General features: G+C 73.8%; 27 protein-coding genes and 1 tRNA gene. 20 read left to right on the forward strand and 8 right to left on the reverse strand.

All coding sequences use genetic code 11. The features are described 5' to 3' along the window. Positions 1–18: 18 nt before the first annotated feature. The 5 genes from ACI784_RS01840 to ACI784_RS01860 are packed head-to-tail and all read right to left on the reverse strand — an operon-like array spanning position 19 to position 4,683. On the reverse strand, positions 19–570 hold the full coding sequence (locus tag ACI784_RS01840; RefSeq protein WP_456922272.1) for an N-acetyltransferase family protein: 552 nt from the start codon (positions 568–570) through the stop codon (positions 19–21). Further along, the gene (locus ACI784_RS01845) at positions 567–1,661 is read right to left on the reverse strand and encodes an alpha/beta fold hydrolase (protein WP_457012366.1); all 1,095 of its coding nucleotides are present in this window, start codon (positions 1,659–1,661) and stop codon (positions 567–569) included. Before ACI784_RS01845 ends, ACI784_RS01840 begins: the two co-directional genes overlap by 4 nt. Next, positions 1,582–1,965 (reverse strand): hypothetical protein, encoded by a 384-nt coding sequence (locus tag ACI784_RS01850; protein ID WP_457012367.1) that lies wholly within the window; start codon positions 1,963–1,965, stop codon positions 1,582–1,584. Before ACI784_RS01850 ends, ACI784_RS01845 begins: the two co-directional genes overlap by 80 nt. A 22-nt stretch (positions 1,966–1,987) precedes the next feature. Further along, on the reverse strand, positions 1,988–3,187 hold the full coding sequence (locus ACI784_RS01855; protein WP_456922269.1) for an acyl-CoA dehydrogenase family protein: 1,200 nt from the start codon (positions 3,185–3,187) through the stop codon (positions 1,988–1,990). Next, positions 3,184–4,683: a long-chain-fatty-acid--CoA ligase gene (locus ACI784_RS01860; RefSeq protein WP_457012368.1), complete on the reverse strand. Its 1,500-nt coding sequence runs from the start codon at positions 4,681–4,683 to the stop codon at positions 3,184–3,186. The genes ACI784_RS01855 and ACI784_RS01860 overlap by 4 nt, the downstream gene beginning before the upstream one ends. 154 nt (positions 4,684–4,837) lie before the next feature. On the opposite strand from ACI784_RS01860, the gene ACI784_RS01865 reads away from it, so the two are divergent. Beyond that, entirely contained in the window at positions 4,838–5,608 is a 771-nt protein-coding gene (locus tag ACI784_RS01865; protein ID WP_457012369.1) for an SDR family NAD(P)-dependent oxidoreductase, read from the forward strand. 67 nt (positions 5,609–5,675) lie between these two features. Here the strand turns inward: ACI784_RS01865 and ACI784_RS01870 are convergent. The 3 genes from ACI784_RS01870 to ACI784_RS01880 form a co-directional block, all read right to left on the reverse strand. Further along, positions 5,676–5,747 (reverse strand) — tRNA-Arg (locus ACI784_RS01870). A gap of 57 nt (positions 5,748–5,804) precedes the next feature. Beyond that, a complete protein-coding gene (locus ACI784_RS01875; RefSeq protein WP_457012370.1) occupies positions 5,805–6,467 on the reverse strand; it encodes a DUF305 domain-containing protein in 663 nt (220 codons plus the stop codon). Beyond that, the gene (locus ACI784_RS01880; protein ID WP_457012371.1) at positions 6,464–7,258 is read right to left on the reverse strand and encodes a DUF3105 domain-containing protein; all 795 of its coding nucleotides are present in this window, start codon (positions 7,256–7,258) and stop codon (positions 6,464–6,466) included. Before ACI784_RS01880 ends, ACI784_RS01875 begins: the two co-directional genes overlap by 4 nt. 229 nt (positions 7,259–7,487) lie before the next feature. Here ACI784_RS01880 and argS point away from each other — a divergent pair, with 229 nt between their 5' ends. From argS to ACI784_RS01975, 19 genes are all read left to right on the forward strand, one after another. Further along, positions 7,488–9,149 carry an arginine--tRNA ligase gene (gene argS, locus ACI784_RS01885; RefSeq protein ID WP_457012372.1) on the forward strand — a complete coding sequence of 554 codons (1,662 nt, stop codon included), beginning with the start codon at positions 7,488–7,490 and terminating at the stop codon, positions 9,147–9,149. Continuing rightward, on the forward strand, positions 9,146–10,639 hold the full coding sequence (gene lysA / locus ACI784_RS01890) for a diaminopimelate decarboxylase (RefSeq protein ID WP_456922263.1): 1,494 nt from the start codon (positions 9,146–9,148) through the stop codon (positions 10,637–10,639). The genes argS and lysA overlap by 4 nt, the downstream gene beginning before the upstream one ends. Beyond that, complete coding sequence (locus ACI784_RS01895) at positions 10,636–11,931, forward strand: homoserine dehydrogenase (RefSeq protein WP_456922262.1); 1,296 nt, start codon at positions 10,636–10,638, stop codon at positions 11,929–11,931. The genes lysA and ACI784_RS01895 overlap by 4 nt, the downstream gene beginning before the upstream one ends. Continuing rightward, the gene (thrC, locus tag ACI784_RS01900; protein WP_457012373.1) at positions 11,928–13,013 is read left to right on the forward strand and encodes a threonine synthase; all 1,086 of its coding nucleotides are present in this window, start codon (positions 11,928–11,930) and stop codon (positions 13,011–13,013) included. The genes ACI784_RS01895 and thrC overlap by 4 nt, the downstream gene beginning before the upstream one ends. Next, positions 13,010–13,960, forward strand: coding sequence for a homoserine kinase (gene thrB / locus ACI784_RS01905; RefSeq protein ID WP_457012374.1), 951 nt, complete (start codon positions 13,010–13,012; stop codon positions 13,958–13,960). The genes thrC and thrB overlap by 4 nt, the downstream gene beginning before the upstream one ends. Before the next feature lie 249 nt (positions 13,961–14,209). After that, positions 14,210–16,390 (forward strand): transcription termination factor Rho, encoded by a 2,181-nt coding sequence (gene rho / locus ACI784_RS01910; RefSeq protein WP_457012375.1) that lies wholly within the window; start codon positions 14,210–14,212, stop codon positions 16,388–16,390. 152 nt (positions 16,391–16,542) lie between these two features. Continuing rightward, positions 16,543–16,761, forward strand: coding sequence for a 50S ribosomal protein L31 (rpmE, locus tag ACI784_RS01915; RefSeq protein WP_456922258.1), 219 nt, complete (start codon positions 16,543–16,545; stop codon positions 16,759–16,761). A gap of 108 nt (positions 16,762–16,869) precedes the next feature. Then, a complete protein-coding gene (gene prfA, locus ACI784_RS01920; protein ID WP_457012376.1) occupies positions 16,870–17,949 on the forward strand; it encodes a peptide chain release factor 1 in 1,080 nt (359 codons plus the stop codon). Positions 17,950–17,963: 14 nt separating this feature from the next. Beyond that, positions 17,964–18,806 carry a peptide chain release factor N(5)-glutamine methyltransferase gene (gene prmC / locus ACI784_RS01925; protein WP_457012450.1) on the forward strand — a complete coding sequence of 281 codons (843 nt, stop codon included), beginning with the start codon at positions 17,964–17,966 and terminating at the stop codon, positions 18,804–18,806. A gap of 14 nt (positions 18,807–18,820) precedes the next feature. Next, on the forward strand, positions 18,821–19,477 hold the full coding sequence (locus ACI784_RS01930; protein WP_456922256.1) for an L-threonylcarbamoyladenylate synthase: 657 nt from the start codon (positions 18,821–18,823) through the stop codon (positions 19,475–19,477). A 184-nt stretch (positions 19,478–19,661) separates the two neighbouring features. Next, positions 19,662–20,927 carry a glycosyltransferase family 4 protein gene (locus ACI784_RS01935; protein ID WP_456922255.1) on the forward strand — a complete coding sequence of 422 codons (1,266 nt, stop codon included), beginning with the start codon at positions 19,662–19,664 and terminating at the stop codon, positions 20,925–20,927. Further along, a complete protein-coding gene (locus tag ACI784_RS01940) occupies positions 20,924–21,400 on the forward strand; it encodes a hypothetical protein (protein WP_456922254.1) in 477 nt (158 codons plus the stop codon). Before ACI784_RS01935 ends, ACI784_RS01940 begins: the two co-directional genes overlap by 4 nt. Before the next feature lie 131 nt (positions 21,401–21,531). Beyond that, positions 21,532–21,744, forward strand: a complete 213-nt coding sequence (locus ACI784_RS01945; protein WP_457012377.1) for a hypothetical protein — start codon at positions 21,532–21,534, stop codon at positions 21,742–21,744. Further along, entirely contained in the window at positions 21,741–22,571 is an 831-nt protein-coding gene (gene atpB, locus ACI784_RS01950; protein WP_456922252.1) for a F0F1 ATP synthase subunit A, read from the forward strand. The genes ACI784_RS01945 and atpB overlap by 4 nt, the downstream gene beginning before the upstream one ends. A gap of 64 nt (positions 22,572–22,635) precedes the next feature. Beyond that, a complete protein-coding gene (atpE, locus tag ACI784_RS01955) occupies positions 22,636–22,863 on the forward strand; it encodes an ATP synthase F0 subunit C (protein ID WP_056288464.1) in 228 nt (75 codons plus the stop codon). Positions 22,864–22,912: 49 nt separating this feature from the next. Continuing rightward, complete coding sequence (locus ACI784_RS01960) at positions 22,913–23,491, forward strand: F0F1 ATP synthase subunit B (protein ID WP_456922251.1); 579 nt, start codon at positions 22,913–22,915, stop codon at positions 23,489–23,491. Further along, positions 23,491–24,309, forward strand: a complete 819-nt coding sequence (locus ACI784_RS01965) for a F0F1 ATP synthase subunit delta (protein ID WP_457012378.1) — start codon at positions 23,491–23,493, stop codon at positions 24,307–24,309. Before ACI784_RS01960 ends, ACI784_RS01965 begins: the two co-directional genes overlap by 1 nt. A gap of 71 nt (positions 24,310–24,380) precedes the next feature. Next, entirely contained in the window at positions 24,381–26,018 is a 1,638-nt protein-coding gene (gene atpA / locus ACI784_RS01970; RefSeq protein ID WP_456922249.1) for a F0F1 ATP synthase subunit alpha, read from the forward strand. A 2-nt stretch (positions 26,019–26,020) separates the two neighbouring features. Continuing rightward, a complete protein-coding gene (locus ACI784_RS01975) occupies positions 26,021–26,992 on the forward strand; it encodes a F0F1 ATP synthase subunit gamma (protein WP_456922248.1) in 972 nt (323 codons plus the stop codon). The last annotated feature ends 7 nt before the right edge of the window (positions 26,993–26,999 follow it).

The raw sequence follows: 26,999 nt of genomic DNA on the forward strand, positions 1-26,999 counted from the left end.
ACGGACGGCCCGGCCGGCTCAGGGCGCGCCGTCCCCGAGGGTGTCGGTCAGGCCGACGGCATCCATGCCCGCCCAGGTGTCGCGGACGTGGTGGGCCAGCACCAGCAGGTCGCGCAGCTGCCCGTCGCGGTCCCGGATGTGGTCGACCAGCAGCGCCTCCCCGCTGAAGCCCAGGTCGGTGAAGAGCGCCAGCGCCGCGCCCTGCTCGGCGACGACCTCCACGACCAGCTTGGTGGCCCCGGACTCGACGGCCTGGGCCAGCGCGTGCCGGGCCAGGGCGCGGCCGAGCCCGGTGCCGCGGCTGTCCGGCGCGACGACCAGGCGCACCTCCCCGACGTGGTCGGACCAGCCCGGCAGCCGCAGCACCGCCACGTAGCCGGTCACCGCCGCGTCGGCGTCCAGGGCGACCCAACGCCGGACGCCGGGGGTCCCGCCGGCCGCCCACCCGCGGACGACGTCGGGGTCGGTGACCTCTTCCCGGATGAACGTGCGGTCGCCCTCGGGCAGGCCGCCGAAGAACCGCAGCAGCGCGTCGCAGTGCGCGTCGGAGAGCTCCACGACCTCGGTCACCGCGCGGCCCCCACGGGTTCGCTGCGCCGGCGGAGGAAGTCGATGATCGTCGGCACCGTCGTCCGGGCCGCCGTCCGGCCGACGACGAGGCCCATGTGCCCGGCCGCCAGCCGCAGCTCGTGCTTGTCGGGGGAGCCGACCAGGCCGATCAGCGGCGCGGTCGCCTCGGGCGGCACGATGTGGTCGCGGTCGGCGCGCACGGTCAGGAACGGCACGCGGACGTCGGAGAGGTGGACGCGGTCGCCGCCGACGGTGAGCCGGTCGGTGACCATCCCGTTGTCGCGCACCAGCATCCGCACCGTCTCCTCCGCCGCGGCGCCCGGGAAGGGCACGTGGTCGTCCGACCAGCTGGTCATCGCCTGGTACGCGGCGACGTACTCGTCGTTCCAGAGCCGCTCCCACAGCGTCACGTACCGGGTCACCTCCGAGGTGGGGGTCAGCGCGCGGAAGCCCCGCAGCACCACCTGCGGCGGCACGTTGCCGGAGGCGTCGAGCACCGAGGAGACCTCCAGGCCACCGACCCGGAACAGGTCGGCCAGCGGGCCCATGTGCCGGAAGTCCACCGGGGTGGCCAGCACGGTGAGGCTGCGCAGCGGGGAGTCGGGGGAGTGCGCGGCGTGCAGCAGGGCGAGGTCGCCGCCGAAGCAGTAGCCGACCATCGTCACCTCGGCGGCGCCGGAGACCTGCCGCACCCGCTCGATGCCGGCGGGGATGTAGTCGTCGACGTAGTCCTCCAGCGTGTTGGCCGCGTCGCGCTCGTCGGGCTCGCCCCAGTCGAGCAGGTAGACGTCGAAGCCCGCGGCCAGCAGGTGCTCCACGAAGCTGTTGCCCGGCGTCAGGTCGAGGACGTAGCTGCGGCTGACCAGGCTGAACACGATCAGCAGCGGCGGGGAGTACCGCACGTCCTCGTTGCGGTAGTGCCACAGCTGGGTGCGGCCGCGCTGCCAGACGACGTCCTTGGGGGTCAGCCCGACGCCGGGCCGGTCCAGCCCGCCGACCAGCTTGAGCCCGTTACGGGCGCGGAGGGCGTTGCGTTCGACGTCCCGCCGGACGCGGTCGAGGACCGTCTGCGGACTCGGCACTGTCGGCATGGCTCTCCTCGGACGGGCGTCTCTCCGCCTCCAGCTGCAGGGTCAGCCGCCGGACCTCCCGGTCCAGCGCACCGACCTGCGCGCGCAGCCGGCTGACGTCGGTGCCGGCCGGCAGGTCCAGCAGGTGCCAGAAGCGGGTGGTGGCCCCGCGCGCGGAGCCCCGGGCCACGGTGGTGGCCCGGCGCAGCAGCGCGGCGCCGATGGAGAAGGCGTCGCTGCGGACGAACTCCTCGGCGCGCGGGGTCACCCGCCGCTCGGCGGCGTCGAAGGCCTGCCGCCACAGTGGCGGTCGGGCGTCGGCCACGGTTCCTCCCCGGTGGGTGGGCTCAGGTGAAGGCGCCGACGCCGGTGATGTCGCGGCCGACGATGAGGGTCTGCACCGTCTCCGTGCCCTCGAAGGTGTGGATCGCCTCGATGTCGGCCATGTGCCGGATGACGTGGTTCTGCAGCAGGATGCCGTTGCCGCCAAGCATGTCGCGGGCCTCGGCGAGGATGTGCCGCGCCGTCCGGGTGTTGTGCATCTTGGCCAGCCCGGCGACGGTGGGGGAGAGCCGTCCCGCCTCGGCCAGCCGGCCGATCTGCATGCAGTAGAGCTGCATGCCGGTGAGGTCGGCGAGCATCCGCACCAGCCGCTCCTGGATGATCTGGAAGCTGACCAGCGGCTTGCCGAACTGCCGGCGCTCCTTGGCATAGGTCAGCGCGGCCTCGTAGCCGGCGGTCGCGTGGCCCAGCGCCATCCACGCGCAGGCGCCGCGGGTGGTGGCCAGGATCCGCCCCGTGTCGGCGAAGCTGTGCGCCTCCTGCAGCCGGTTCTCCTCGGGAACCCGGACACCACGCAGCTCGATCTGGGCCTGCCAGATCGACCGCAGCGACACCTTCCCCGTGATGACCGTCGCCTCGTACCCGTCGGCGGGCGTCTCGACGACGAAGCCCTTGACCTGGCCGTCGGCCGCGTCCCGCGCCCACACGACGACCAGGTCGGCCAGCGAGCCGTTGCCGATCCACCGCTTGGCGCCGTCGATCACCCAGGTGTCGCCCTCGCGGCGGGCGGTGGTCTCCAGGGCGACGGAGTCCGAGCCGTGCTGGGGCTCGGTCAGCGCGAACGCGCCGGTCTTCTCCAGCGTCGACATCCTCGGCAGCCAGCGGGCCTTCTGCTCCTCCGAGCCGCACATGTCGATCGACTGCATGGCCAGGCCGGCGTGCACGCCGACGAACGTGCCCAGGCTGCCGTCGCCGCGGTGCAGCTCCATCTGCACCAGCCCGGCGGCCATCGGGCTCAGCTCCGCCGCGCCGTAGCCCTTGATGCTGCCGCCGACGATGCCGAGCTCGGGCAGCCGGCGGATCAGCGGCCACGGCACCTCGGCGCGCTCCCAGTAGTCCCCGGCGACCGGCAGCACCTCGCGGTCGACGAACCGGCGGACGGTGATGAACTTCTCCCACTGCTCCTCGGTGAACTGCTCGCGCACCGAGAAGAAGTCGGTGCCCAGGGCCTCGCCCAGGTGGCTGGTGTCCAGCTGCTGCGTCACTTCACGACCTCCTGGGGGACCTCGACGGCGCGGCGCAGGATCTTGCCGGTCGGGCCCTTGGGCAGGGTCTCGACCAGCCAGACGTGCCGCGGGTACTTGTAGGCGGCGACCCGCTCCTTCACCCAGGCCTGCAGCTCGGCGGGGTCGGCCTGCGCGCCCGGCTTGAGCGCGACGGCGGCGGCCACCTCCTCACCCAGCTCGGGGTGCGGGACGCCGACGCACGCGGCCTCGGCGACCGCCGGGTGCTCGTAGAGCGCCTCCTCGATCTCCCGCGGGTACACGTTGTAGCCGCCGCGGATGATCATCTCCTTCTTGCGGTCGACGATGGCGTAGTAGCCGTCGGCGTCCCGGCGGGCGAGGTCGCCGGTGCGGAACCAGCCGTCGGGGATGGCCTTCGCGGTCTCCTCGGGCCGGTTCCAGTAGCCCCTCATGACGTTCTCGCCGCGGATCGCGATCTCCCCGACGTCCCCCTCGCGGACGTCGCGGCCCTCGTCGTCGACCAGGCGCATCTCCACGCCGCGGATCGGGGTGCCGATCGTGCCCGGCTTGCGCTCGGCGTGCGGGTGGTTGAACGACGCCACCGGCGAGGTCTCCGACAGCCCGTACCCCTCGAGCACGATGCAGCCGAAGGTCTCCTCGAAGCTGCGCATCACCTCGACCGGCATCGCGGACCCGCCGGAGATGCACACCCGCAGGCTGGAGACGTCGGCGTGGCCGGCGTCGGGGGAGTGCAGCATCGCGGCGAACATCGTCGGCACGCCCTCGAACACCGTCACCCGGTCCCGCCCGATCACCTGCAGCGCCTTCGCGCCGTCGAACCGCGGCAGCAGGGTCAGGCACGACCCGGCCAGGACGGCGGCGTTGAGCGCGCAGGTCAGCCCGAAGACGTGGAACAGCGGCAGGCAGCCCATGACGACGTCGTCCGGCGTGCCCTCCAGCAGCGTCTCCTGCGTGGTGCGGGCGTTGCCGCGCAGGTTGGCGTGGGTGAGCTCGGCGCCCTTGGGCGGCCCGGTGGTGCCCGAGGTGTAGAGGATGACCGCCGCGTCGTCGTCGCCCCGGTCGACCACGTCGCCGTCCGGGGTGCCGCGCAGCGCCTCCCCGGGGCCGGCCGGCCCGACCGTCACCGCCTCGATCCCGACGACGCCAGCGGCCTCGGTCGCGGCGTCGGCGACGGAGTCCAGGGCGACGACCAGCCGGGCGCCGGAGTCGCGCAGGTAGTACTCGACCTCCCGGGCCTTGAGCAGCGGGTTCATCGGGACGACGGCGGCGCCGGCCAGGAGCGCCCCGTAGAAGACGACCGGGAAGCTCAGCACGTTGGGCAGGACCAGTCCGACGCGGTCGCCCGGTGCCACCCCGCGGTCGCGCAGGCCGGCGGCGACCGCGGCGGCGTCGTCGCGGAACTGCGCGTAGGTGAGGACGGCGTCGTCCATGCGCAGGGAGGTGCGGTCGCCGTGCGCCGAGGCCGTGTCGAGCAGGTGCTGCGCGAGGTTGGTCATCGGCGCGCTCCCTCTCCTGGGGCCGGGTGCTCGGCCTGGGGGAGGGCCCCTACCCGGCTGGGATGTGGTCTACCCCACACCCCCGGCGAGGTGGCGCATCGGGGCTGCGACCGACAGGCTCGCGACCGGAAGGTCACCGACGACGGGAGCGCACGTGAGCGGCAGGACGATCCTCGACATGTTCCGGCTCGACGGCCGGGTGGCGATCGTGACGGGGGCGTCCTCCGGGCTGGGTGCCGTCTTCGCCCGGGCGCTGGCCGAGGCCGGCTGCGACGTCGCCCTCGGTGCCCGGCGCGAGGACCGGCTCGCCGGCACCCGGAAGGCGGTCGAGGCTGCCGGACGCCGGGCGATCACCGTGCGCACCGACGTCGCCCTGCCCGAGGACTGCCAGGGGCTCGTCGACGCCACCATGGCCGAGTTCGGGCGGGTCGACGTCCTGGTGAACAACGCCGGCGTCGGCACCGCCGTCCCGGCCACCCGCGAGACCCCGGAGCAGTTCCGGTCGGTCATCGACGTGAACCTCAACGGCTGCTACTGGATGGCGCAGGCCGCCGCGCGGGTCATGCAGCCGGGCAGCTCCATCGTCAACATCTCCAGCATCCTGGGCCTGACGACGGCGGGGCTGCCGCAGGCGGCCTACGCGGCCAGCAAGGCGGGCCTCATCGGGCTGACCCGGGACCTCGCCCAGCAGTGGACCGGCCGCCGGGGCATCCGGGTGAACGCGCTGGCGCCGGGATTCTTCGAGTCGGAGATGACCGACCAGTACCCGGAGGGCTACATCGAGGGCCAGCTCTCGCGCGTGCTGGCCGGCCGCAAGGGCGACCCCGACGAGCTGGCCGCGGCGCTGGTGTTCCTGGTCAGCGACGCCGGCGGCTACGTCACCGGCACCACGCTGCCGGTCGAGGGCGGCCTGCTCACCAGCTGAGACGGCCGAGGCCCTGCCGGCACCGGGCGTTCCCGGGCCGGCAGGGCCTCGACGTGTCCTGCTGGAGTGCCCCCGGCAGGATTCGAACCTGCGCACCCGCCTCCGGAGGGCGGTGCTCTATCCCCTGAGCTACGGGGGCTCGCGGTGGGGCGAGGAAGAAGTTACCAGCCCGCCCCGGACCGGCCGACGGCGGCTCTCAGGGAGCCGGCAGCGGGATGCCGCCGCGGGCGGTGAGCATCCGCGTCATCGTCGTCACCTCGGCGGTCTGGGTCTCGGCGATCGAGCGGCCCAGCGTCGCGACGGCGGGCACGGTGGCGTGCTCGGCGGTGTACTCCGCCATCTCCCTGCCGCCCTGGTGGTGGCGGATCATCAGCCGCAGGAACTGGACGTCGAACGCGGTGCCCGACAGGCCGCGCAGCTCGGCCAACTCCTCCTCCGTGGCCATCCCGGGCATCAGCCCGCCCGCCGCGTCGTGGCCGTGCGCCATCGTCGGGTCGTCCATCCAGGCCATCGTCTCGCCGCCCGACGGCGGCAGCCCCCACAGCGACAGCCAGCCCTGCATCCGCCCCACCTGGTTGGTCTGCGTCGCGGAGATGTCGAAGGCCAGCTGCCGCACCTCCGGGTCGGTGCTGCGCTCCAGGGCCAGGTTGGCCATCTCCACCCCCTGCAGGTGGTGGCGCGCCATGTCGCGGGAGAAGCCGGCGTCCACGGAGTCCGCCGTGGGGGTGGCCGGGGTGTCGTCCCGGCCGATGCCCAGGGCGACCGCCACCCCGCCCCCCAGCAGCACCAGCCCGACGGCGATCACCGCCAGCAGCGCGCTCCGCAGCCCCCGGCCCCGCGAGGCAGGGCCGGCGGTCACGGGGTGCCGGTCTCGGCCCCGGCCTCCGGAGTGGTCGGGGCGTCGGTCGTCATGGCCTCGGTGCCGCGGCTGCCGTCGTCCACCGTCAGCGGGTCGCTGATGAACTGCGGGTTCTCGCAGCTCGCGCCCACCTCGGGGTAGAACTCGGCGTTGAAGGTCATGAAGTCGGCGTACTGCACGATCCGCGGGTCGGTCACCGAGTCGACCTTCAGCTGGTGGTTCCACGACTGCAGGCTGATCGGGGAGTCCTGGCCGGCGTAGGGCGACAGCATCCGGCCGGACTCCTCGGCCACGTCGGCCAGCGTGGCGACGTCGTCCGCGGAGAGGGCGTCGGGGTCGTAGGTGATCCAGACCGCGCCGTGCTCCATGCTGTGGACGGCGTTCTCGTGCCGGATGTCGACGTCGTAGACGGTGCCGGTGCAGTCGGCCCACTCGCCGTCGTGCGGACCGCCCACCGGCGGGGACTGCTCGTACTGCACGGGCGTGGTGACGTGCTCCTGCCCGGCGTCGTAGTCGAAGGTCTGCACGCCGGCGATCTCGTCCACCGAGTCCACCCGGGCCTCGTCGGCCTCGCGCACCTGCACCACCGCGTAGGTGATGACGGCGGCGGCGAACACCACGACGGCCACGGCCGCCGCGATCAGGCCCCACGGACGCTGCGGGCTGACCACGTTGGTCACCGGGGGCCGGGTGCGACCGCCCTTGCCGCCGGCGCCCGGCCGGCCGCCGGTACCCGGCTTGCCGGACCCGCCGCGCGCGCGGCCGTCCTGGGGCTTGCGGTCGTTGGCCACGGCCTGCTCCTCGTGCTCGGTCCTCGGGGACCGCGCGATGCGTCCGGCCGGGCGCACCGCCCGCGCCGGACACCGGCCCCGGGGGATCGGGCCGTGTGCCCCTCCCCGGGAGGCCAGTCTAGGGCTGGGAGCTGGCAGTCCCCCGTGAGGCGAGGCCCGTGCCGGAGGTGACGCAGGTCGCCGCAGGGACGGCTCCGGGACACGCCGCGGCGGTCAGTACGCTCGTGCGGTGACACCGGAGCAGTTGCGCGACGTCGTCCGGACCGCCGTGGCCGCCGCCGTCGAGCGCGGCGCGCTGTCGGTCGAGGTCCCCGCCGACGTCCTCGTCGAGCGGCCGAAGAACCCCGAGCACGGCGACTACGCCACCAACGTGGCCCTGCGCCTGGCCAAGCCCGCCGGCCGCCCGCCGCGCGAGGTCGCCGAGGTGCTCGCCGGGGAGCTGCGCGCCTCCGCGGGCATCGCGTCGGTCGACATCGCCGGCCCCGGCTTCCTGAACATCACCCTCGCCCAGGGCGCGCTCGGCCGGATCGCCGTCGACGCGGTGCGCGCGGGGGAGGCCTACGGCCGCACCGAGGCCCTCGCCGGTCAGCGCCTCGACCTGGAGTTCGTCTCGGCCAACCCGACCGGGCCCGTGCACATCGGCGGCAGCCGGTGGGCGGCGGTCGGCGACGCGATCGGCCGCCTGCTGGAGGCCAGCGGCGCCGAGGTGACGCGCGAGTACTACATCAACGACGCCGGCGCGCAGATCGACCGCTTCGCGCGCAGCCTGCTGGCCGCGGCGAGGGGCGAGCCGGTCCCCGAGGACGGCTACGGCGGCACCTACATCGCCGACATCGCCGCGCAGGTGCAGGCGCTCGAGCCCGACGTCCTCGGGCGGGACGACGCCGAGCAGCTGCAGGTCTTCCGCGACCGCGGCGTCGCGCTGATGCTCGACGAGATCCGCCGGTCCATGGAGGACTTCGGGGTCGACTTCGACGTCTGGTTCAGCGAGAAGTCGCTGTACGAGACCAGTGCGGTGGAGAAGGCGCTGGCGCGGCTGCGGGACCAGGGGCACGTCTACGAGGCCGACGGCGCGGTGTGGCTGCGCACCACCGACTTCGGCGACGACAAGGACCGCGTGCTGGTCAAGGCCGACGGCGAGACGACGTACTTCGCCTCCGACTGCGCCTACTACCTGGACAAGCGGGCCCGGGGCTTCGACCGGGTCGTGATCATGCTGGGCGCCGACCACTCCGGGTACGTCGGCCGCTACAAGGCCCTGGTGGCCGCCGCCGGGGACGACCCCGACACCCACCTCGAGATCCTCATCGGCCAGCTGGTCAACCTGCTGCAGGGCGGCGAGCCGGTGCGCATGAGCAAGCGCGCCGGCACGATCGTGCTGCTGTCGGACCTGGTCGACGCGATCGGTGTGGACGCCGCCCGGTACGCCCTGGCCCGGGCCTCGGTCGACCAGCAGATCGACATCGACGTCGACCTGTGGAGCCGGCAGACCAACGACAACCCGGTCTTCTACGTGCAGTACGCGCACGCCCGCATCTCCTCGGTGCTGCGCAACGCCGCCGACCTCGGCCTGGTACTCGGTGGGGCCGGGGACGTCGACGCCGCGCAGCTGACCCACGACCGGGAGAACGACCTGCTCCGGGCGATCGGGGAGTTCCCGCGGGTGCTGACCTCGGCCGCCGAGCTGCGCGCGCCGCACCGGGTGGCGCGCTACCTCGAGGAGCTGGCCGGCACCTACCACCGGTTCTACGACAACTGCCGGGTGCTGCCGCGCGGCGACGAGGAGCCGACGCCCCTGACCACCGCCCGGCTGTGGCTGTGCTCCGCGACCGCCGTCGTCCTGCGCAACGGCCTCGGCGTCCTCGGCGTGACCGCCCCGGAGCGGATGTGAGGGCGCACCCCGCCGGCCCGCTGCACGGCGGGCTGACCCCGCCGTCGGCGGCCGGCGCACCGCCGGAGGACCTCGGCGCGCTCGCGCCGGCGGTGTGGCCGCGCTCCGCGACCCGCGTCGACGGCGAGCTGCACCTGGGCGGCCGGCCGGTCACCGAGCTGGCCCGCGCGCACGGCACGCCGCTGTTCGTCCTCGACGAGGGCGACTTCCGGGGCCGGGCGGCCGACTTCGCCGCGGCCTTCGACGGCGCCGACGTCCACTACGCCTCCAAGGCGTTCCTCTGCGGCCAGGTGGCCCGCTGGATCGCCGCGGACGGCCTGCACCTGGACGCCTGCTCCGGCAACGAGCTGGCCCTCGCCCTGGCCGCCGGGTTCCCGGCCGAGCGGATCGCGCTGCACGGCAACAACAAGTCCGTCGTCGAGCTGCAGCTGGCCGTCGACTCCGGCATCGGGCACGTCGTCCTCGACTCCTTCGACGAGATCGAGCGGCTGGTCCCGCTCGCGGCCGCGCGCGTGGCCGCCGGCGGCGCGCCGGTACCGGTGCTCATCCGGTCCACCGTCGGCATCGAGGCGCACACCCACGAGTTCATCGCCACCGCGCACGAGGACCAGAAGTTCGGTTTCTCGCTGGCCACCGGCGACGCGCTGACCGCCGCCGTGCGGGTGATCCGCGAGCCCGCGCTGCGGCTGACCGGCCTGCACAGCCACATCGGCTCGCAGATCTTCGACACCGCCGGCTTCGAGGCCGCGGCGCACCGCGTCGTCGGGCTGATGGGACAGGTGCACCAGGCCACCGGGCACGTCCTCGAGGAGCTCAACCTCGGCGGCGGCTTCGGGATCGCCTACCTCGCCGAGGACGACCCGGTCAGCCCCGCCGACGTCGCGCGGCGGCTGCGCGCCGTGGTCGAGGCCGAGTGCGCCATGGCCGGGTTGCCCGTGCCGCGGCTGGCCGTCGAGCCGGGCCGGGCCATCGCGGGGCCGGGCACGGTCACCCTCTACGAGATCGGCACCATCAAGCCCGTGCGGCTGGGCGCCAGCGGAACCCCGGGCGCGCCGCTGGTGCGCAACTACGTCTCCGTCGACGGCGGGATGAGCGACAACATCCGCACCGCCCTCTACGACGCCGCCTACACCTGCGTGCTCGCCAACCGCGTCTCCACCGCCCCGCCCGCGCTGTGCCGGGTGGTGGGCAAGCACTGCGAGAGCGGCGACGTCCTGGTCCGCGACCTGTGGCTGCCCTCGGACGTGCAGCCCGGCGACCTGCTGGCCGTCGCCGCCACCGGCGCGTACTGCTGGTCGATGGCCAGCAACTACAACTACCTGCTCAAGCCCCCGGTGGTCGCCGTGCGGGACGGCGTCGCCACGGAGGTGGTCCGGCGTCAGACACTGTCGGACGTGTTCGCCCTCGACGCCGTCCTCGCCGACGTGCCCGCGCCCTCGCCGGCGATCGACCAGCCCGCGCCCGAGCACCCGGCGGGGGTGACCTCGTGACCACCACGCCCCTGCGGGTCGCCCTCCTCGGTTGCGGCACCGTCGGCAGCGCCGTGCTCCGCCGGCTGGAGGACCAGGCCGAGGACCTCGCCGCCCGCATCGGCCGGCCGGTCGAGGTCGCCGGGGTCGCCGTGCGCCGTCCCGACCGGCACCCCGACGTCCCGGCGCACCTGCTCACCACCGACGGGCACGGGCTGGTGACCCGGCCCGACGTCGACCTCGTCGTCGAGGTGATCGGCGGCATCGAGCCGGTGCGTTCCCTGCTGCTGGCCGCCTTCGAGGCGGGCAAGTCGGTGGTCAGCGCCAACAAGGCGCTGCTCGCCGACGACGGCGTCGAGCTGCACGCCGCCGCCGCCAAGGCCGGCGTCGACCTCTACTACGAGGCCGCGGTGGCCGGCGCGATCCCGCTGCTGCGCCCGCTGCGCGAGTCCCTGGCCGGTGACCAGCTGCGCCGCGTGGTCGGAATCGTCAACGGGACGACGAACTACATCCTGTCCCGCATGGCCGAGACCGGGCACGGCTTCACCGAGGCGCTGGCCGAGGCGACCGAGCTCGGCTACGCCGAGGCCGACCCCACCGCCGACGTCGACGGGTTCGACGCCGCCGCGAAGGCCGCCATCCTCGCCTCGCTGGCCTTCCACACCGAGGTCACCGCCGCCGACGTCCACCGCGAGGGGATCTCCACGGTCACCGCGACCGACGTCGCCCGCGCCGCGGAGATCGGCTGCACGGTGAAGCTGCTGGCCATCTGCGAGCGGGTGCCGGGGGACGGCGGCGACTCGGTCGCCGTCCGCGTGCACCCGGCGATGATCCCGACGACGCACCCGCTGGCCGCCGTCGGCGGGGCGTTCAACGCCGTCTTCGTGGAGGCCGAGGCCGCCGGCCAGCTGATGTTCTACGGCCAGGGGGCCGGCGGTGACGCCACCGCCAGCGCCGTGCTCGGCGACCTGGTGGCCGTCGCGCGCAACCGCGTCGCCGGCGTGGCCGGGCCCGGGGTGACCACCTACGCGGGCCTGCCCGCGCGGCCGATCGCCGAGACCCCGACCCGCTACCACGTCAGCCTGGACGTCGCGGACAAGCCCGGCGTGCTCGCGACGGTGGCGCAGGAGTTCGCCCGCCACGGCGTCAGCATCGCCACCGTCCGCCAGGACGGGCACGGCGACGCCGCCACGCTGGTCATCGTCACCCACAGCGCCCCGGACGCCGCACTGTCGGCGACGGTGACCGCGCTGCGGGAGATGCCCGCGGTCCGCGGCGTGACCAGCATCCTGCGTGTGGAGGGACTCTCATGACGACCCAGCTGCCCGTCCGGGGCACCGTGTCGCCGCTGTGGCCGGGCCTGATCGAGGCCTACCGCTCGCGGCTGCCGGTCAGCGACACCACCCCGGTCGTGACGCTGCAGGAGGGCGCGACCCCGCTGGTCCCGGCGCAGGAGCTGTCCCGGCGCACCGGCTGCGAGGTCTTCCTCAAGGTCGAGGGCGCCAACCCGACCGGGTCGTTCAAGGACCGCGGGATGACGATGGCCATCACCAAGGCCGTCGAGGAGGGCTCGCAGGCGGTCATCTGCGCCTCCACCGGCAACACCAGCGCCAGCGCCGCCGCCTACGCCGCCCGCGCCGGGCTGGTCTGCGCCGTCCTCGTGCCCCAGGGCAAGATCGCGCTCGGCAAGCTGGCCCAGGCTCTCGTGCACGGCGCCAAACTGCTGCAGGTCGACGGCAACTTCGACGACTGCCTGGCGCTGGCCAGCAAGCTGGCGATCGACTACCCCGTCAGCCTGGTCAACAGCGTCAACCAGTACCGCATCGAGGGGCAGAAGACCGCCTCGTTCGAGATCGTCGACGTGCTCGGCGACGCCCCGGACATCCACTGCCTGCCGGTCGGCAACGCCGGCAACATCACCGCCTACTGGCAGGGCTACCGGGAGTACGCCGACGACGGCACCGCCACGAAGCGGCCCCGGATGTGGGGCTTCCAGGCCGCCGGCGCGGCGCCGATCGTCACCGGCCGGGTCGTCGAGCGCCCGCAGACCATCGCCACCGCCATCCGCATCGGGAACCCGGCGTCGTGGACCAAGGCGCTGGCCGCCCGTGACGACTCCGGCGGGCTCATCGACAGCGTCACCGACCGAGAGATCCTCGCCGCCTACCGGCTGCTGGCCCGCACCGAGGCCGTCTTCGTCGAGCCGGCGTCGGCCGCGTCGGTCGCCGGGCTGCTCAAGGTGGCGCAGGCCGGCGGGCTGGAGCCCGGCCAGCGGGTGGTCTGCACGGTGACCGGCAACGGCCTCAAGGACCCGGAGTGGGCCATCTCCGGTGCCCCGGCGCCGGTGACCGTCCCGGTCGACGCGGCCGTCGCGGCGGCGCAGCTGGGCCTGTGAGCGCACCGGCCGACGCCTCGGTGCGGGTGCGCGTCCCCGCGACCAGCGCCAACCTGGGCCCGGCGTTCGACTGCGCCGGCCTGGCGCTGGCGCGCCACGACGCCCTCGACTTCACCTGCACCGCGGGCGGGCTGGAGGTCGTCATGACCGGCGAGGGTGCGCACAGCCTGCCCGCCGACGAGTCGCACCTCGTCGTCCGGGCGTTCCGCGCGGCCTGCGAGCGGCTCGGCTGGCGCCCCGCGGGTCTGCGCGTGGTCGCGGAGAACACCATCCCGCAGGGCCGGGGGATGGGGTCCTCGGCGGCCGCCGTCGTCGCCGGCATCGTCGGGGCCTGGGCGCTGTGCCCGGACGCCGAGTCGGTCGACCTCGCCGCCGCCCTCGACCTGGCCACCGAGATGGAGGGCCACCCCGACAACGTCGCGCCGTGCCTGCTGGGCGGGGCGACGCTGTCGTGGACGACGCCCAGCGGGGCGCGGGCCGAGCGGCTGGCGGTGCACGCCGACGTCGTGCCCGTCGTCCTCGTGCCGCAGGTGACGCTCTCGACGCACGTGGCCCGCAGCCTCCTGCCCGAGCTCGTGCCGCACGGGGACGCGGTGTTCAACGCCTCCCGGGCGGCGCTGCTCACCCACGCGCTGACCACCGCGCCGCACCTGCTGCTCGACGCGACCGACGACCGCCTGCACCAGCGCCAGCGCGCCGCGGCCATGCCCGACACCCTCACGCTGCTGGAGCGGCTGCGCTCCGCCGGGCACGCGGCCGTCGTCTCCGGCGCCGGGCCCAGCGTCTGCGTGCTGGCCCGCCGCGCCCCCGGTGAGACGGCGGAGGAGCCGGTCGCCGTGCGGGAGGTGGCCGATCTCACCCCATCGGGGTGGTCGGTGCTGCCGTTGGACGTCGACGCAGGTGGCGCCGCCGTCCTGGACCGGCCCGTTCAGGTATCGTCTCGGTAACGAGGAACACACCGGTACTCACCAGTGTTGTCGTGTCCGTGAGCGCGGTTTAGGCTCACGGCGTAGCCGCCCTCAGGGGCGAGCCTCGCGCGGGGCGTTGCAGACGAAATCCATTCCGTCGCCGCAGATTCCGCCTCGCACCTCATCGATCCCGTTCTCCGTGCTGTCCCGCTCCCGGGCCGGACCGAGGGGGAACCGGGTCACCCCCTGCGCTGGTAGGCGCAGGTCTCCGCAGGGAAGGACCTGTACGTGAGCGAGACCACCGACCTCGTCGCCGCGCCCCAGGGTGCCGGGACCGACGAGGCATCTGCCGCTTCTGGGACGGCGGGCCGGACCCGTCGCCGCGGCAGCGGGCTGTCCGGCATGCTGCTGCCCGAGTTGCAGCGGCTGGCGGCCGAGCTCGGCATCTCCGGCACCGGCCGGATGCGCAAGGGCGACCTGGTCGCCGCCATCTCCGCCCGCCAGGTCGGCGGCGAGGGCAGCGGCCCCGCCGCGTCGGCCGAGGGCCGGACCACCGGCATCCCCACGGCCCGCGGCACCGAGCGCGCCGCGTCCACCGAGAGCAGGGCCACCGAGAGCCCCCAGGGCGCCGACGCCGCCCGCGGCGTCGCCGCCACGGCCGCGCCGCTCGAGGCGCCGGTCAGCGGCGGGGCCAACAGCGGTCCGGTGACCGCGCCGGCCGACACCCCGGCCGAGCCCGCCCCGCGGCGGCGTCGCGCGGCCAGCCGGCCCGCGGGTGCCCCCGCGGTCGACGCCGCGGCCCCGGCCACCGAGGCCTCGGCGACCGAGGCCCCGGCGACCGAGGCCCCGGCCCCGGCGGTCGAGCCGCGCGCCGAGGCGCCGGCTGCCGAGACGGCTGCTCCCGCCTCCGAGCGGACCGACGGCGAGCGCGCCGACGGGGACCGTCCGCAGCGCAACCGCGACCGCGGCGAGCGCGGCAACCGCAACCGCGGCGACCGCGACGGCGGCAACCGCGAGGGCGGCGACCGTGCCGAGCGCGGCAACCGCGAGAACCGCGACGGCAACCGCGAGGGCGGCGAGCGTGCCGAGCGCGGCAACCGCGAGAACCGCGACGGCAACCGTGGCCCCGACCGCGCCGAGCGCAACGACCGGGGCGGCCGGCCGGACAACCGCAACGACAACCGCGGCCGTGCCGACGACCGCAACGACGAGGACGACGACGACTTCGAGGGCGGCCGCGGCCGCCGCGGGCGTCGCTACCGGGACCGCAACCGCCGCGGCGCCAACGGCCGCGAGCGTTTCGACCAGGGCGAGCCCACCGTCAGCGAGGACGACGTCCTGCTGCCGGTCGCCGGCATCCTCGACGTCCTCGACAACTACGCCTTCGTCCGGACGTCGGGCTACCTGACCGGCCCGAACGACGTCTACGTGTCGCTGTCGCAGGTGCGCCGCTACGGCCTGCGCCGCGGTGACGCCATCACCGGCGCCGTCCGCCAGCCGCGCGAGGGCGAGCGCAAGGACAAGTACAACGCGCTGGTCCGGCTGGACACCGTCAACGGCCTGGAGCCCGAGCAGGCCCGGCAGCGTCCGGAGTTCACCAAGCTGACCCCGCTCTACCCGCAGGAGCGCCTGCGGCTGGAGACCGAGCCGCACCAGCTGACCACCCGGGTCATCGACCTGGTCATGCCGATCGGCAAGGGGCAGCGCGCGCTGATCGTCAGCCCGCCGAAGGCCGGCAAGACCATGGTGCTGCAGTCGCTCGCGAACGCGATCACGACGAACAACCCCGAGTGCCACCTCATGGTCGTCCTCGTCGACGAGCGGCCCGAGGAGGTCACCGACATGCAGCGCTCGGTGAAGGGCGAGGTCATCGCCTCGACCTTCGACCGGCCGCCGTCGGACCACACCACGGTCGCGGAGCTGTCCATCGAGCGGGCCAAGCGCCTGGTCGAGATGGGCCACGACGTCGTCGTCCTGCTGGACTCGATCACCCGCCTGGGCCGCGCCTACAACCTGGCGGCCCCCGCCAGCGGGCGCATCCTCTCCGGTGGTGTCGACTCCACGGCGCTCTACCCGCCCAAGCGCTTCCTCGGCGCCGCCCGCAACATCGAGAACGGCGGCTCGCTGACCATCATCGCCTCCGCGCTGGTGGAGACCGGGTCCACGATGGACACGGTCATCTTCGAGGAGTTCAAGGGCACCGGTAACGCGGAGATCAAGCTCGACCGCCGCCTGGCGGACAAGCGGGTCTTCCCGGCCGTCGACGTCAACGCGTCGGGCACGCGCAAGGAGGAGATCCTCATGTCGCCCGACGAGCTGGCCATCGTCATCAAGCTGCGCCGGGTGCTCGCCGCGCTCGAGCCCCAGCAGGCCCTCGAGCTGCTGCTGGACAAGCTCAAGAAGACGCGGAACAACATCGAGTTCCTCATGCAGATCCAGAAGACGACGCTGGGACCCGAGCGCGACTGAACGAGGGCCCCGTCCTCCCACGACGGGGCGGCCGCCGGCGGGGCTCGCGCATCAGGGATACTGAGCGACTGAGCCCCGCTGCGCGGCCGGAATGCCCGGCCGGCCGCCGGCGTTCGACAGACCAGTACGGCACAGACCCCGGAAGAGGCGAGATGAAGCCCGGAATCCACCCCGACTACCACACCACCACGGTGACCTGTGGCTGCGGGAACACCTTCACCACCCGCAGCACGGCGCCCGGCGGCACGCTGACCGTCGAGACCTGCTCCGCCTGCCACCCCTTCTACACGGGCAAGCAGCGGATCCTGGACACCGGTGGCCGCGTCGCCCGCTTCGAGAAGCGGTTCGGCAAGCGCACCGCCGGCAAGTAGCACCCCCGACGGCGCCCGTCCCACCTCGTGTGGGGCGGGCGCCGTCGTCGTGTCCAGCCCCACTCCCGCCGGTCCCCGCGGGGACCGCCCCCTCCCGGAGCCACCCCGTTGAGCAGCCCTCCCGAGACCGCGCCCGACCGTCTGTCCGGTCTGCTCGCCGAGCACGCCGCCCTGGAGATCGAGCTGGCCGATCCCGCCGTCCACGCCGACGCCGGCCGCGCCCGCCGGCTCGGCCGCCGCTACGCCCAGTTGGCGCCCCTGGTCGAGACCAAGCGCGGGCTGGACGCCGCCCGCGAGGACCTCACCGCCGCCCGTGAGCTGGCCGCCGAGGACGCCTCGTTCGCCGCGGAGGCGACGGCGCTGGAGCAGCGGATCGTCGAGCTGGAGGAGCGGCTGCGCGAGCAGCTGCTGCCCAAGGACCCCGACGACGACAAGGACGTCATCCTCGAGATCAAGGCGGGGGAGGGCGGTGCGGAGTCGGCGCTGTTCGCCGGCGACCTGCTGCGCATGTACCTCCGCTACGCCGAGCGCCGCGGCTGGTCGGCCGAGGTCATCGACGCCGTCGACGCCGACCTGGGCGGGTTCAAGGACGTGTCGGTCGCCATCAAGTCCCGCACGGACGACGGGATCTGGTCGCGGCTGAAGTTCGAGGGCGGTGTGCACCGGGTGCAGCGGGTGCCGCTCACCGAGAGCCAGGGCCGCATCCACACCTCCGCGGCCGGCGTCCTCGTGCTGCCCGAGGCCGAGGAGGTCGACGTCACCGTCGACCCGAACGACCTGCGCATCGACGTCTTCCGCTCGTCCGGTCCCGGCGGGCAGAGCGTGAACACCACCGACTCCGCCGTCCGGATCACCCACCTGCCCACCGGCATCGTGGTCAGCTGCCAGAACGAGAAGAGCCAGCTGCAGAACCGCGAGTCGGCGCTGCGCATCCTGCGCTCCCGGCTGCTGGCCGCCGCCCGCGAGGAGGCCGCCGCCGCGGCCAGCGACCAGCGGCGCAGCCAGGTCCGCACCGTCGACCGCAGCGAGCGGGTGCGCACCTACAACTTCCCGGAGAACCGGATCTCCGACCACCGCGTGGGCTTCAAGGCGCACAACCTCGACGCCGTGCTCGACGGCGAGCTCGACCCGGTCATCGACGCGCTGACCCGCGCGCACACCGCCGAGCTGCTGGCGGCCGGCTCCTGAACGCGCGCAGCCTCCTGGCCGACGCCGCCCGCCGGCTGGCGGACGCCGGCGTCGAGTCCCCGCGGGTGGACGCCGAACTGCTGCTGGCCCACGTCGTCGGCGTTCCCCGCACCGGCCTGCTGACCCTCGACGCGGTCGCGGACGACGCGGCGACCCGGTTCGACGGGCTGCTGGACCTGCGCGCCAGCCGGGTGCCGCTGCAGCACCTGACCGGCCGCGCCCCGTTCCGGCACCTGGAGCTCGCCGTCGGTCCGGGGGTGTTCGTCCCGCGGCCGGAGACCGAGCTGCTGGTCGAGTGGGCCCTCGGGCGACTGGCCGGTGTCGTGGAGCCCCTCGTCGTCGACCTCGGCGCCGGCTCGGGCGCCATCGCGCTGTCCATCGCCCACGAGCACCGCACCGCCCGCGTCCTCGCCGTCGAGCGCGACGCCGGCGCCATCGAGTGGACCCGCCACAACGCCGCCGCCCGGGCCGCCGCCGGGGACCCCCCGGTCGAGGTGCTCGGGGGCGACATGACCTCCCCGCAGCTGCTGACCGACCTGGACGGGCGCGTCGACCTCGTCGTCTCCAACCCGCCGTACGTGCCCGACGACGCCCGCGTGCCGCGCGAGGTCGCCGACCACGACCCGCCGCTGGCGCTGTGGGGCGGCCCCGACGGGCTCGACGTCGTCCGCGGCCTGCTGCGCACCGCCGCGCGGCTGCTGCGGCCCGGTGGCCACCTGGGCATCGAGCACGCCGACCAGCAGGGGAGTGCGCTGCCCGCGCTGGTCCGCGCGCAGGGCGGCTTCGACGACGTCGCCGACCACGGCGACCTCGCCGGCCGCCCCCGGTTCACCACCGCCCGCCGCACGGCGGGATGACAGACTGCGGCCTCGTGGCCTCACCTTCGACCCCGGCGACCTACGACTGCTCCGACCCCGACGCCCGCACTGCCGGGCTGGACGCCGCCGCGGCGGCGATCGGGCGCGGCGAGCTGGTGCTGCTGCCCACCGACACCGTCTACGGCGTGGCCGCCGACGCGTTCGACCCGTCGGCGGTGATGGCCCTGCTCGCCGCGAAGAACCGGGGGCGCACGATGCCGGTCCCGGTCCTCGTCGGGGAGGCGTCGACCCTGGCCGGCCTGGTGCTCACCGTCCCCGAGGCCGCCCAGAAGCTCGCGGAGGCGTTCTGGCCCGGGGGGCTCACCCTCGTCCTCGAGCACGCGCCGTCCCTGGCCTGGGACCTCGGGGACGCCGAGGGGACCGTCGCCGTCCGCCTGCCCGACGACGAGGTCGCCCGCGACCTGCTGCGCCGCACCGGGCCCCTGGCGGTGTCCAGCGCCAACCGCTCCGGCCGGCCGGCCGCCACCACCGCCGACGAGGCGGTCGCCCAGCTGGGCACCCGCGCGGCCGTGGTCCTCGACGGTGGTCCCCGTGCGGACTCCGCCCCCAGCACGATCGTCGACTGCACCGCCCCCGTGCCCCGCGTGCTCCGCATCGGCGCCGTCCCGCTCGACCGGCTGCGCGAGGTCGTGCCCGACCTGGCCGACTGAGGGAGGACCCGTCCGCCGCGGACGGGCCACGGGGCACGCGGGTGCCGGTGGTGGGCAGGCCGGAGAGATACCGTTGGGCGACCGTCCGTCGCCGAGCCCCGGGAGATCCGCCGCGATGAGCACGACCTCCTGCGGCTCCTCCGCCGGCCGGACGCGCGTCGCCGCTCCCGGACCCGCCTGACCGATGCGCGAGTACGTCGTCGTCCTGCTCACCGCGGGGCTGGTCACCTTCCTGGCCACCCCGGTGGTGCGGATGGCGGCGATCCGGCTGCGGATGATGGCCGCCCCGCGCGAGCGCGACGTGCACGTCATCCCGACCCCGCGCGGGGGAGGGGTCGCCATGTACCTGGGCGTCGCGGCCGCGATCCTGGTCGCCACCCGGCTTCCCGCGCTGCAGAGGACCTTCGAGGACTCCCAGACCGCCGCCGTGCTGGCCGCCGGCGGGCTGATCTGTGCGCTCGGCGTGCTCGACGACAAGTTCGGCCTCGACGCGCTCACGAAGCTCACCGGCCAGATCGCCGCGGCCGGCGTCATGGTGCTGCTCGGCGTGCAGCTGGCGTTCGTGTTCCTGCCGGTCGCCGACATCGGGACGCTGTCGCTGGGCCCCTCCATCGGGGTCCCGCTGACGATCCTGCTGACCGTCCTCACCGTGAACGCGCTGAACTTCATCGACGGCCTCGACGGGCTGGCCGCGGGTGTCTCGGCCGTGGCCGCGCTGGCCTTCTTCGCCTACAGCTACAACCTCGGCCTGGTGGGCTACGACGAGGTGGCCAGCGCCCCGGCCCTCATCACCGCCGTCCTGGCCGGGGCGTGCCTGGGCTTCCTGCCGCACAACTTCAGCCCGGCGCGCATCTTCATGGGCGACTCCGGGTCGATGCTGGTCGGCCTCATGCTGTCGGCGGCCGCGGTCACGGCGACCGGCCGGGTGGACCCGCAGTCGTTCGACTCCGCGGCCAACCTGCTGCCGCTGGCGCTGCCGCTGCTCGTGCCGGTCGCCGTCCTGGCCATCCCGTTCATCGACCTGGTCCTGGCCGTGATCCGCCGCAGCCTGCGGGGCCAGTCGCCGTTCTCGCCGGACAAGATGCACCTGCACCACCGGCTGCTGGCGATCGGCCACTCGCACCGGCGTGCGGTGCTCGTCATGTACTTCTGGGCGGCGCTGCTGTCCTTCGGCGCGGTCGCGCTGTCGATCACCGGGGGCCGGGCCGAGCTGCTCGTCGCGATCGGCGTCCTGCTGGTCGTGGGCGTCGTCGTCGTCCTCAGCCCCCGGGCCCGCCGAGCCGCGCGGGAGGCCCGCGCCGCGGAGCTCGCGGCCCAACGCCGGCGCAGCCGCGCCGACCACCCGACGGCGCGGGCCTCCCGCGCCGCCACCTCGACCACCTCCGGCCGCCCCGACGTGGCCGACGAGCCGTCCCCGCATGCCGCCGGGGCGGGGCAGGGAGTCCGATGACCGGCACCGACCCTCAGCGGGAGGCCCCCTGGGACCTCTCCTTCCTCCGGGTGGGGACGGCGGTCACCGCGGCGCTCACCGTCGTCGCCGCCCCCGTCGCCGGGCTGCTCGGCGGGTGGGACGACGCACTGGCCGTGCTGCTCGGTGCCGCCGTGGTCACCGCCTTCTTCGCGCTGTCCGGGCTGGTCATCGCGTGGGCCGGCCGGCACGGCGACGCCTTCACGCTGCCCGCCGCGATGGGCTCGTTCCTCGTGAAGATCGTGGTCCTGGCCGCGGTCCTGCAGTCGCTGCCGGCCGAGGGCTGGCTCGACCGGCGCACCTTCGCATGGGTCGTCGTCGTGGGCGCGCTGCTGTGGAGCGTCGTCCAGCAGAGGTGGGTCTGGACCCGCCGTCTGTACTACGTCCAGCCCCCCGCGCCACCCACGTCCGGGCGTATCTCCAGTGCACCGGGAGGCGCCCCGACACGCGGCTGATAGTGTCCGGGCCGATGGCCGAGGACAGCTCCGCTCGCGGGGTCTCTCGGCCCCGACCTGCACCGCCCGCCGAACGTCACCCCAGTGGGGCCGACATCGGCTGGGGGATCACCGGGACCATGCTGTCCGGGATGATCGTGTGGGGCGGGGCCGGGCTGCTGCTCGACCGCTGGCTGGGCACCAACTTCATCGCCCTGATCGGCGTGCTCCTCGGTCTCACGGTGGCCATCTACCTGGTGGTCGTCAAGTACGGCGCCGTGCCCCCGGCCGAGGGGGCCGGGCGCACCGGCTCCACCCGGGGCGGGCGACGCAGCCCACCCAGGACGCAGAAGGGACAACGGTGACCTCCAGCGCCCTCGCGCTCGCAGACGTGCTCGCCGCAGCCGAAGGTGGCGAGGACACCGGCTTCCAGGCTCCGAGCATCGAGGAGTTCTACCCGGAGCCGATCGCCTCGTTCTCCCTGCTGGGCATCGACTTCGAGATCACCCGCATCACGATCATCCTCTGGATCGCCACCCTGGCGATCACGGCCCTGCTGGTCGCGGCGGTGCGCAAGCCCTCCATCGTGCCGGGCAAGCTGCAGTACCTCGGCGAGAGCGGCTACTCCCTCGTCCGCGACGGCATGGCCCGCGACGTCATCGGCCCCAAGGGCCTGCCGTTCGCGCCGTTCCTCGCGTCGCTGTTCTTCTTCATCCTCGCGAACAACGCGATGAGCATCATCCCGTTCGCGCAGATCTCCCCGAACTCCAAGTTCGCGATCCCGCTGGTCCTCGCGGTGATCGTCTGGGTGCTCTACAACTGGGTCGGCATCCGTGAGCAGGGCGCGGCCAAGTACTTCAAGGACGCCGCCATCCCGCCGGGTGTGCCGGTCGGCGCGCTGATCCTCGTGACGCCGATCGAACTGCTGCAGGTCTTCGTGATCCGGCCGTTCACCCTCGCCGTCCGACTCTTCGCGAACATGTTCGCCGGCCACATGCTGCTGGTCGTCTTCTCGCTGGGCGCGACCTACCTGCTCTTCGTGGGCAACTTCTCGGTGATCTTCAGCCCGCTCTCGTTCCTCATGGCGATCGTCATGACCTTCTTCGAGGTCCTCGTGATCGTCCTGCAGGCCTACGTCTTCACCATCCTCACGGCGACCTACCTCAACGGCGCCGTCGAGCCTGCCCACTGACCGCTCCACCCCCGCCAGCCGCCCGGGACGACCCGGGCGACCGACACAGGAGGAATCCTCAGCAATGGACGTTCTGGCAGAACTGACCGGCAGCATCGGCTCGGTTGGTTACGGCCTCGCCGCCATCGGCCCCGGCATCGGCGTGGGCATCGTCTGGGCCGCCTACATCCAGGCGACCGCCCGGCAGCCCGAGTCCGCCGGCCTGACCCGGACCTACGCCTTCCTCGGCGCCGCCCTCTCCGAGGCGCTGGCGCTGATCGGCCTGGTCGTCCCCTTCATCTTCGGTCAGTGACCCCGGGCCTCACCGGTTCGGACACCGCTGACGTAGGGACGTGCAGATCATGAGCATCCTGGCTGCGGAATCACACAACCCGCTCCTCCCGCCCGTGGGCGAGATCGTCGTCGGGTTGATCGCCTTCGCGCTCGTCTTCTTCGTGTTCGCGAAGTACGTCGCCCCGCGCTTCGAGCAGGTCTTCCGGGCCCGCCGCGAGGCGATCGAGGGCGGCATCGAGCGGGCCGAGGCCATGCAGGTCGAGGCCAAGACGGCGCTGGAGCAGTACCGGGCGCAGCTGGCCGAGGCCCGCACCGAGGCGGCGCAGATCCGCGACCAGGCGCGCGCCGAGGGCCAGCAGATCCTCGAGGAGCTGCGGGCCCAGGCCCAGCAGGAGTCCGCGCGGATCCTGGCCCGTGGCGAGGAGCAGCTGGCGGCGTCCCGTCAGCAGGTCGTCAACGAGCTGCGTGGCCACATCGGCGCGCTCGCCGTCGACCTGGCCGGCCGCGTGGTCGGGGAGTCCCTGGAGGACGACGCGCGTCGCCGCGGCACCGTCGACCGGTTCCTCGACCAGCTCGACGGCATGGCCGCCGGTTCGCCCGACGGGCGCACCGGCAGCTCGGTGTACGCGCCGGAGGGCAACCGCTGATGGACGCCTCCAGCCGGGCGGCGCTCGCGCAGGTGCGCGAGCGCCTGACCGACCGGACCAGCGGCGCCACCGGGAACGCCCTCGTCGGCCTGGCCGACGAGCTGTTCGCCGTGGCCCGCCTGCTCGACGGTCAGATCGGGCTGCGCCGGGCGCTGTCGGACCCGTCCGGCTCGCCGGCGGAGCGGGCGGGCCTGGCCCGCCGGCTCCTCGGCGGCAAGGTCTCCGAGGCCGCCGTCGACGTGGTGGAGACCGTCGCCCGGCAGCGCTGGTCGCGGCCGCTGGACCTGGTCGAGGCCACCGAGACCGTCGCGACGGAGGCGGCGCTGGACGCGGCCGCCGCGCGGGGCGAGCTGGACGGCGTGGAGGACGAGCTCTTCCGCTTCGGCCGGATCATCGGCGGGGACGCCGAGCTCTCCCGCATCCTCAGCGACCGCTCAGCCCCGGCCGAGGGGAAGAGCGCCCTCGTCGAGCGGCTGCTGGCCGGGCGGGTCAGCCCGATCACCGTCCTGCTGCTGCGCAACCACCTCACCGGCCGCAACGTCGGCAACGCCGCGACGGTCGTCGAGCGGCTCTCCGAGGTGGCCTCCGGCCGTCGTGGCCACTCCGTGGCCCGCGTGACCACCGCCGTCCCGCTCACCGTCGCGCAGGAGCGCCGACTGACCGACGTGCTCAGCCGCCTCTACGGCCGGGCGATGGGGCTGCAGGTGACCGTGGACCCCGCCGTCCTCGGTGGCCTGGTGATCCGGGTCGGTGACGAGGTCATCGACGGCAGCATCACCCACCGCCTCGAGGCCGCCGGCCGACGGCTGGTCGGCTGACCGGCGTCGTCACTCCGCAGCCCCCAGTCCAGCAGACAGACACCACCCCAGCAGGGAAGAGGACGCAGACCATGGCCGAGCTGACGATCTCCGCAGACGAGATCCGCAGTGCCATCCAGACTTACGTCACCGACTACACCCCGGACGTGTCCCGGGAAGAGGTCGGGATCGTCACCGAGGCCGGCGACGGCATCGCCCGGGTCGAGGGCCTGCCCTCGGTCATGACCAACGAGCTGCTCGAGTTCGAGAGCGGCGTCCGCGGCCTGGCCCTGAACCTCGACGTGCGCGAGGTCGGCGTGGTCGTGCTCGGCGACTACGCCGGCATCGAGGAGGGCCAGCAGGTCCGCCGCACCGGCGAGGTGCTCTCGGTGCCGGTCGGCGACGGCTACCTCGGTCGCGTCGTCGACCCGCTGGGCAACCCGATCGACGGCGCCGGCCCGATCGCCACCACCGGCCGTCGCGCCCTCGAGCTCCAGGCCCCCACCGTGGTGCAGCGGCAGTCGGTGCACGAGCCGATGCAGACCGGCATCAAGGCCATCGACGCCATGACGCCGATCGGCCGCGGCCAGCGGCAGCTGGTCATCGGTGACCGCCAGACCGGAAAGACGGCGATCGTCACCGACACGATCATCAACCAGAAGCAGGCCTGGGCCACCGGCGACCCGAAGCAGCAGGTCCGCTGCATCTACGTCGCGGTCGGCCAGAAGGGCTCCACGATCGCCGCCATCCGCGCCGCCCTCGAGGAGGCCGGCGCGATGGAGTACACGACCATCGTCGCCGCGCCGGCGTCGGAGGCCGCGGGCTTCAAGTACATCGCCCCCTACACCGGCTCGGCCATCGGCCAGCACTGGATGTACGAGGGCAAGCACGTCCTGATCGTCTTCGACGACCTGTCCAAGCAGGCCGAGGCCTACCGCGCGGTGTCCCTCCTGCTGCGCCGTCCGCCGGGCCGCGAGGCCTACCCCGGCGACGTCTTCTACTTGCACTCCCGGCTGCTCGAGCGCTGCGCCAAGCTCTCCGACGAGCTCGGTGCCGGCTCGATGACCGGCCTGCCGCTGATCGAGACCAAGGGCAACGACGTGTCGGCGTACATCCCGACCAACGTCATCTCGATCACCGACGGGCAGATCTTCCTCGAGACGGGTCTGTTCAACTCCGGCGTCCGCCCGGCCATCAACGTCGGTATCTCGGTGTCCCGCGTCGGTGGCTCGGCGCAGATCAAGGCGATGAAGTCCGTCGCCGGCCGCCTGCGGCTGGACCTGGCCCAGTACCGCGAGCTCGAGGCCTTCGCCTCGTTCTCCTCGGACCTCGACGCCTCCAGCCGGGCCACCCTGGACCGCGGTCAGCGTCTGGTCGAGCTGCTCAAGCAGGGCCAGTACCAGCCCTACCCCGTCGAGCGCGAGGTCGTCTCCATCTGGCTGGGCACCACCGGCAAGCTGGACAAGGTCCCGGTGCCGGAGGTCCGCCGCTTCGAGTCCGAGTTCCTCGACTTCATCGGTCGCGGTGACAACGGCATCTACGACGAGATCCGCCAGACCAAGGCGCTGGGCGACGACGCGGTCCGCAGCCTGGAGGCCGCGGTCGAGGAGTTCTACCGGCAGTTCCAGACCTCCGACGGCGGCACCCTGCACATCAACGAGCCCGAGGCCGAGGCGATGGACGCGTCCGAGCGCGGCCAGGAGCGCGTCCAGGTCAAGCGGGGCAGCTGACCGTGGCCGGCAACCTCCGCGCGCTGCGGCGCCGCATCCGCTCCACGCAGTCGACGAAGAAGATCTTCTCGGCGCAGGAGCTGATCGCCGGTGCCCGCATCGTGCGTGCCCAGGCCCGGGTGGAGGCGTCCAAGCCCTACGCCCGGGAGATCACGCGGGTCCTGTCGGCGCTGGCCTCCTCGGCGTCGCTGGACCACCCGCTGCTCACCGAGCGGCAGAACGCGCGCCGGGCCGCGGTCCTCGTGATCACCTCCGACCGCGGGTTCGCCGGCTCGTACAACGTCAACGTCCTGCGCCGCACCGAGGAGCTGCTGTCGCTGCTCCGCCAGGAGGGCAAGCAGCCGCTGCTGTACGTGGTCGGGCGGAAGGGGGAGACCTACTACTCCTTCCGCAACCGCGAGATGGCCGACACCTTCACCGGTTTCTCCGAGCAGCCGAACTACACCGACGCCCAGCGCGTGGGGGAGGCGCTCATCACCGCCTTCACCGCCGGTGAGGACGACGACGAGACCGGTGCCGGCGCCGACGGCATCCTCGGGGTCGACGAGCTGCACATCGTCTACACCGAGTTCCGCTCGCTGCTCTCCCAGGTCCCGGTCGCCAAGCGGATGGCCCCGCTGGAGGTCGAGGAGGTCGAGGAGTTCGACTACGAGCGGGAAGACCGCGAGCACGGGATCACCGGCGACAGCGGCGTCCCGACCTCGTACGAGTTCGAGCCGTCGGCCGAGGCCCTGCTCGACGCCCTGCTGCCGAAGTACGTGACGACGCGGATCTTCGCGGCGATGCTCGAGTCCGCGGCGTCGGAGTCGGCATCCCGGCGGCGGGCGATGAAGTCGGCGTCGGACAACGCCGAGGAACTGGCGAAGAACCTCTCGCGGCAGGCCAACCAGGCCCGCCAGGCCGAGATCACCCAGGAGATCAGCGAGATCGTCGGCGGCGCCGACGCGCTCGTGTCGGCCGGCGCCGACGACTGACCCCGTC

The organism is Geodermatophilus sp. SYSU D01186 (assembly GCF_054050215.1).

Bases quoted from the DNA above. Each gene is read 5' to 3' on its own strand.
- ACI784_RS01940 (WP_456922254.1), top strand. From the start codon at position 20,924: ATGACCGGCACCGACCCTCAGCGGGAGGCCCCCTGGGACCTCTCCTTC.
- atpA (WP_456922249.1), top strand. From the start codon at position 24,381: ATGGCCGAGCTGACGATCTCCGCAGACGAGATCCGCAGTGCCATCCAG.
- rpmE (WP_456922258.1), top strand. From the start codon at position 16,543: ATGAAGCCCGGAATCCACCCCGACTACCACACCACCACGGTGACCTGT.
- ACI784_RS01960 (WP_456922251.1), top strand. From the start codon at position 22,913: ATGAGCATCCTGGCTGCGGAATCACACAACCCGCTCCTCCCGCCCGTG.
- ACI784_RS01860 (WP_457012368.1), bottom strand. From the start codon at position 4,683: ATGACCAACCTCGCGCAGCACCTGCTCGACACGGCCTCGGCGCACGGC.
- ACI784_RS01845 (WP_457012366.1), bottom strand. From the start codon at position 1,661: ATGCCGACAGTGCCGAGTCCGCAGACGGTCCTCGACCGCGTCCGGCGG.
- thrC (WP_457012373.1), top strand. From the start codon at position 11,928: ATGACGACCCAGCTGCCCGTCCGGGGCACCGTGTCGCCGCTGTGGCCG.
- ACI784_RS01965 (WP_457012378.1), top strand. From the start codon at position 23,491: ATGGACGCCTCCAGCCGGGCGGCGCTCGCGCAGGTGCGCGAGCGCCTG.
- atpE (WP_056288464.1), top strand. From the start codon at position 22,636: ATGGACGTTCTGGCAGAACTGACCGGCAGCATCGGCTCGGTTGGTTAC.
- ACI784_RS01945 (WP_457012377.1), top strand. From the start codon at position 21,532: ATGATCGTGTGGGGCGGGGCCGGGCTGCTGCTCGACCGCTGGCTGGGC.
- ACI784_RS01935 (WP_456922255.1), top strand. From the start codon at position 19,662: ATGCGCGAGTACGTCGTCGTCCTGCTCACCGCGGGGCTGGTCACCTTC.